Origin of the sequence: Mycobacterium asiaticum, from assembly GCF_001673365.1 — a bacterium.
GTDB classification, from domain to species: Bacteria; Actinomycetota; Actinomycetes; order Mycobacteriales; family Mycobacteriaceae; genus Mycobacterium; species Mycobacterium asiaticum_A.
This window is the reverse complement of the sequence record NZ_LZLS01000009.1, coordinates 1-4,613: the sequence shown is the minus strand read 5'-3', so window position 1 is coordinate 4,613 and position 4,613 is coordinate 1. Positions and strand designations below refer to the sequence as shown.

At 67.9% G+C, this 4,613-nt stretch carries 3 protein-coding genes and 1 pseudogene; 2 read left to right on the top strand and 2 right to left on the bottom strand.

The window, feature by feature from the left end; genetic code table 11:
* Window positions 1–74: 74 nt before the first annotated feature.
* Window positions 75–1,553: pseudogene (locus A5634_RS27900) on the top strand (secretion protein EspK); the annotation flags it as partial.
* Window positions 1,554–1,665: 112 nt separating this feature from the next.
* Complete coding sequence (locus A5634_RS01550; protein ID WP_065142336.1) at window positions 1,666–2,466, top strand: hypothetical protein; 801 nt, start codon at window positions 1,666–1,668, stop codon at window positions 2,464–2,466.
* Here A5634_RS01550 and eccD read toward each other — a convergent pair.
* Together eccD and A5634_RS28500 are read right to left on the bottom strand one after the other, a co-directional pair.
* A complete protein-coding gene (gene eccD, locus A5634_RS01545) occupies window positions 2,463–3,998 on the bottom strand; it encodes a type VII secretion integral membrane protein EccD (protein ID WP_065142335.1) in 1,536 nt (511 codons plus the stop codon). The two genes, A5634_RS01550 and eccD, sit on opposite strands and share 4 nt — an antisense overlap.
* Window positions 3,995–4,613: MinD/ParA family ATP-binding protein (locus A5634_RS28500; protein WP_172831585.1), on the bottom strand; the 619-nt coding region annotated here is incomplete at its 5' end. The genes eccD and A5634_RS28500, both read right to left, overlap by 4 nt.

Sequence of the window (4,613 nt, the reverse complement as noted above, 5' to 3'; positions counted from 1 at the left end):
GGAACCACCGTCTACGTCAACGGCCGCGACCAACGGTTGTGGGCCTTGCATGCCACTGACGGAAAGCCGAAATGGTCAACCCCGTCACGCCGGTCACCCCGATTACGCCGATCACACCGGTCCAGCCGAAGCCGGACGACAAGCCCGTCAAGCCGGTCAATCCGGTGACGCCAACTCCGATGCCGGCCCCCGCGCCGGCCCCGGTCGACCCGAAGCCGGTCCCCCCGACGCCCGGACCCGGCCCGGCGCCAGCGCCGGTCGGACCGCCGTCGCCGAGTGCACCGTCGCTGCCCACCGATCCCGGCACGTCGATTCCGCACACCCCGGGAACCGACACTCCGCACGTCAAGCCCGCCGCGGCGGTGGATGCGCCGACACACCCCGGGCAGACGGCACCGACCGGCCCCGGACATCGTGGCGACGACGCTTCGCCGGGAATGGCGCCCGCCGCAGCCACCGGGATGCCACCGGCCGCGCGAGGCTCCTCGGGAGGTCTGGGCGCGGCGGCCGCGTCGCCCGGCACGGGCCAGACTTCAGGTGCGGGCACCGCGCCGAGCGCCGGATCGCGAGCCGCGGGCGGACGGGCACCAGTCGGTGGCGCCGGCAAGGCGCCGGCTTCCGCGACTGTGCGCTCTGCGTCTGCGCGCACCGCAGCTCCGGCGCGCCCGGCGCCGCCGGAGCGCAAGGACGATGTGGAGAAGGACAAGCAGCCGCCCGCGGACGACGTGACGGCATTGCCGTCGGTCCCGGTCTCGGCGGCACGGGCAGCGCGTGATGCGGTCGCCGCCGCCTCGGCGCGCGGCGACAAGAAGGATCCGCTGCGGTTGGCGCGCCGGATCGCCGCGGCGCTCAACGCCCGCGACAGCGGTGGCGATGACGACTACGGATTCTTCTGGGTCACCGCCGTGACCACTGACGGCGAGATCGTGGTGGCCAACAGCTACGGCCTGGCCTACATACCCGAAGGGGTCGAGCTGCCCGCGAAGGTGCACATGGCCAGCGCGGACCGCAATATTCCGATCGACGAAAAGGCAAGCACCGCAACATATCCGGTGCTTGCGGTGCAGGCCTGGGCGGCCTATCACGATCTCAAGCTGCGGGCCGTGATCGGAACCGCCGAGCAGTTGGCGAACTCCGACGCCGGCGCGGCCAAGGTGATCCTCGAGGACGACGACATTCCGGAGAGCGGCAAGATGATCGGCCGGCCTCGACTGGAAGTAGTCGACCCGTCCGCGGCGGCCCAACTGCAAGAGACCGACGAGCTGCACCTGCTGGACCTGCTGCCGCCCGCTCCGGCGGACGCCAATGCCCCCGACGACGAGCGGCACATGCTCTGGTTCGACCTGATGAAGCCGATGACGAGCACGGCGATCGGCCGCGAAGTCGCGCACCTGCGCGGGTTCCACGCCTATGCCGCGCACTGCCAGGACATCGCGCTGCACCAGGCCTACGGCGCGGCCGACCCGGAGGCGCAACGGCCCGCCGTCGTCGACTTCCTCTACTGGCGGTATGTCACCGGGCTGCTCGAGAGCGCATTGGCCGCAGCTTCTTGAGCTAACGACGCACCCGGCTATTGCATTGCGCCTCACAAAAATTGGTGCAGGTCGGGGTCTGGCGGGTCCGGTAAAATTTTGCAGATGGGACACGTAGAGAAGGGACGCTGCGATGGCTGAACCGCTGGCCGTCGATCCCGCTCGCCTGATCGCCGCGGCGAGCAAGCTCACCGAGCTCGTATTCCCCACGCCACCGGCTCCGATGGCTGCCACTGGATCGGACGCGATGTCGGCAGCAATCAACCAGACCATGCCCGGCATCGAATCGCTTGTCAGCGACGGGGTGCCCGGCGTCACCGCTGCGCTGAAGCGGACCGCAACCAGCATGGGCACCGCGGCCGACATCTACGCCAAGGCAGACCAATCCTTGGGTCAGGCGTTGGCGCAGTACGGGTTTGGCGGAGACGGTCAATCGTTGGGCGGCGGCGTGTTGAACGCGATGAGCGGTCAGTCCGCCGGGCTGCTCGGTGCGGGTGCCGGTGGTCTCGGCGCCGCGATGTTGGGCGGGCCGGCCGCTGCTGCACAGGAAATCATCGGTGCGGGCGCAGCTAGCGTGGCGTCCCAGGTCGGCGCACAAGCCGCCGCATTGTCACCCCAGATCGCCGCGACAGTGCCGCAGTTGATCCAGCTGGCGCCATTGGCTCAGCAGATGGCGCCGATGGGCCAACAAGTGGGCCAGAGCGTGCAGCAGGCCGCGTCGCAGGCTTCCTCGCAAGGCGGCGGTGGTGCACAGCTGGCCAGCGATACCAAGCCGGCCGACGAAGACAATAAGGACGACGATCCGGCCACTGATGAAGCCACCGCCGAGTCCGCGGACGGCGCCGCAGCGGGCCAGGCGACGCTGGTCAGCGCGCCCGTGCAGGGTGCGAGTGGTGGCAGCCCCGCAGCAGGACCGGTCGCAGCGCCGATCTAAAAGCGCAGATTCCGGACCATGTCGTAGACGCCGGTAATCCACAACAGCAACGGAATGATCGAGGCGACCACGGCACCGTCGATCAGCTCCGAGGTTCGCTTCATCACCGGCGAGAGGCGCCGAACCGGGGCCATTGCACTGACGATGGTCAGCGACACCACCACCAGCACCAGGTAGCCGGTCAGGATCAGCCACGCCCATTGCGGATACCAGAGGCTGAGTCGGGCCGTCAGACCCGTCGGGATTGCGACCATCGCCGCAAGCAATGCCCACGAGCACCAACGATCGACGTAGAGCCGCGAGCGGAACCCACACAGCACAGTCAACAGCGTGGCTACCACCAGGGTGTGGACGAAGAAGTGCCCGCGCACCACCACGGCGATTGCGCCGGCGGCCAGGATCAGGGCACCGGCGGTCACGTACCCGACCAGCAATTGCTTGGCCAGTTTGCTGCGTTCGGTGAGGCGCGCCGCGGACGCCGGTACGGAGGCGATGATGGCCTGCCAGGTTGGCGTTTCATCGTTGGTGGCATCTTCGGCGGTCACCGGGTCGAGCAGTTCCTCGTTGTCGACGGTCTCGCCGGGAACTGGAATCGGCGGCAGTGCAATCCGGGCGACGGCGACCGTCAGCTTGGCCGCGTTGGTGACCACGAATAACCCGAAGGCGATCGCCCCGGCCGGCACCCATTTCTCGTGGCCGTAGCCCGTGGCTATCGCGGCGGCTATCACCGCGATCATCGTGATGACGACGAAGGACGCGATCTCGTGGCGTTTACGCGGACCGCCCCGGACGGTCATGGTCAAAAACAGCACGGCCGTCGCGGCCGCGGCAAGCTGCGGCGCCCCCAGTGAGGACACGCCCCGCGGCAGTGGGACGGCCAGCGCGGCCGCGGCGGCAAGCAGAGGATAGGCGGCTATCAACAGGCACTCGGAAAGCTCCGTCCTGTCGTAGAACCGTTTCGCCAGGAACGCGGCAACCAATGCGATGACGCCTACGACGGCTATCGCTACCGGCCAATACCAAGGGCGCCCGGTCACCCACCACGCCCGCATGGCGGTGGCGGTGATGGGCACGATCAGGACGGGTATCGATACCGCGATAAAGCGGTCGACGGCCGTCCGGTCGAACTCCGGGGATTCGTCGAGGACCGCGATGGCATCGATGACGTCCTCGACCAGCGGACGGTAGCGCTCCGTCCGGCTGGCCGAAACAAGAGTCAGCAGCGAGCCGTCGACAACGCCGGCCTCGTCCAGGGATTGGTCGAGCTTGAGCGGTGGCGAGCCCGGCCGGGCGAAGGTCCACACCCCCTGGGCGGCGAAGTCGAAGCCGGCGAGGACGTCTGCGGGGGTGTCTTCCAACAGATCGGCGAGCACCGCGACGGTCTCGTCTATGTAGGTGGCCATCGGTGTTGCCGCCGGCAGCACCAGGTCGGTCATTCGTTTACCGGTAAGGACCGTGACCCGGGTGGTGGCAGGTCTGGCGGGAGTTGCTCCCGCCGCGGTGGAGCCGGCAACAGCAGCAGGTGCGCTCAACGACGTCCAGCCCTTTCAAAATCGTCGGACAAAGCCGCGGCCAGTTCGAGAACCCGTCGCGTGTAACGGGGGCTGAGCTGGTCGAGCTGTATTTCGGTGCCGGTCGCGATGTGCTTGTCCCACGGCAGCAGCACAACCCGGTCCGGTTGAATCAGCTGTTGAAACTGTCGCACCAACTGCTTCTCCGCGACATTGGTTTCGCCAAGCGCGACGTGATTGATGACCACTACGACGCGGCTGAGCAGGTCCTGATAGCCGTTGTGCCGCAACCATTCCAGGGCACTTTCGGCTTGCCGGGCGCTATCCAGGGAAACGTTGGTCACGATCACGATCGCCGATGCGGTATCCAGCACCCCCCGCGTCACCGGATCGAACAGGCCCGGCCCGCAGTCGGCCAGGACCAGGTTGTAGAACTTTGAGACGGTGTCGACCGCGAAGCGCAGGTCGTCGCCGCTGAGTCCGCGCGCGGCGGTGGTGTATTCCGCGGTCGGCAGAATCTCGAGATTGTGTGCGTTCACGCTGGTGTGGGCGCGAACGTCGTTGTAATGCGACAGGTTCTCGTCGGCGACCAAGTCCGCGATGGATGACGGCGAAGTGCGCCCCGCGCGTTCGGCC

Coding starts and splice junctions, on each gene's coding strand:
- A5634_RS01550 (WP_065142336.1), top strand. CDS start 1,666: ATGGCTGAACCGCTGGCCGTCGATCCCGCTCGCCTGATCGCCGCGGCG.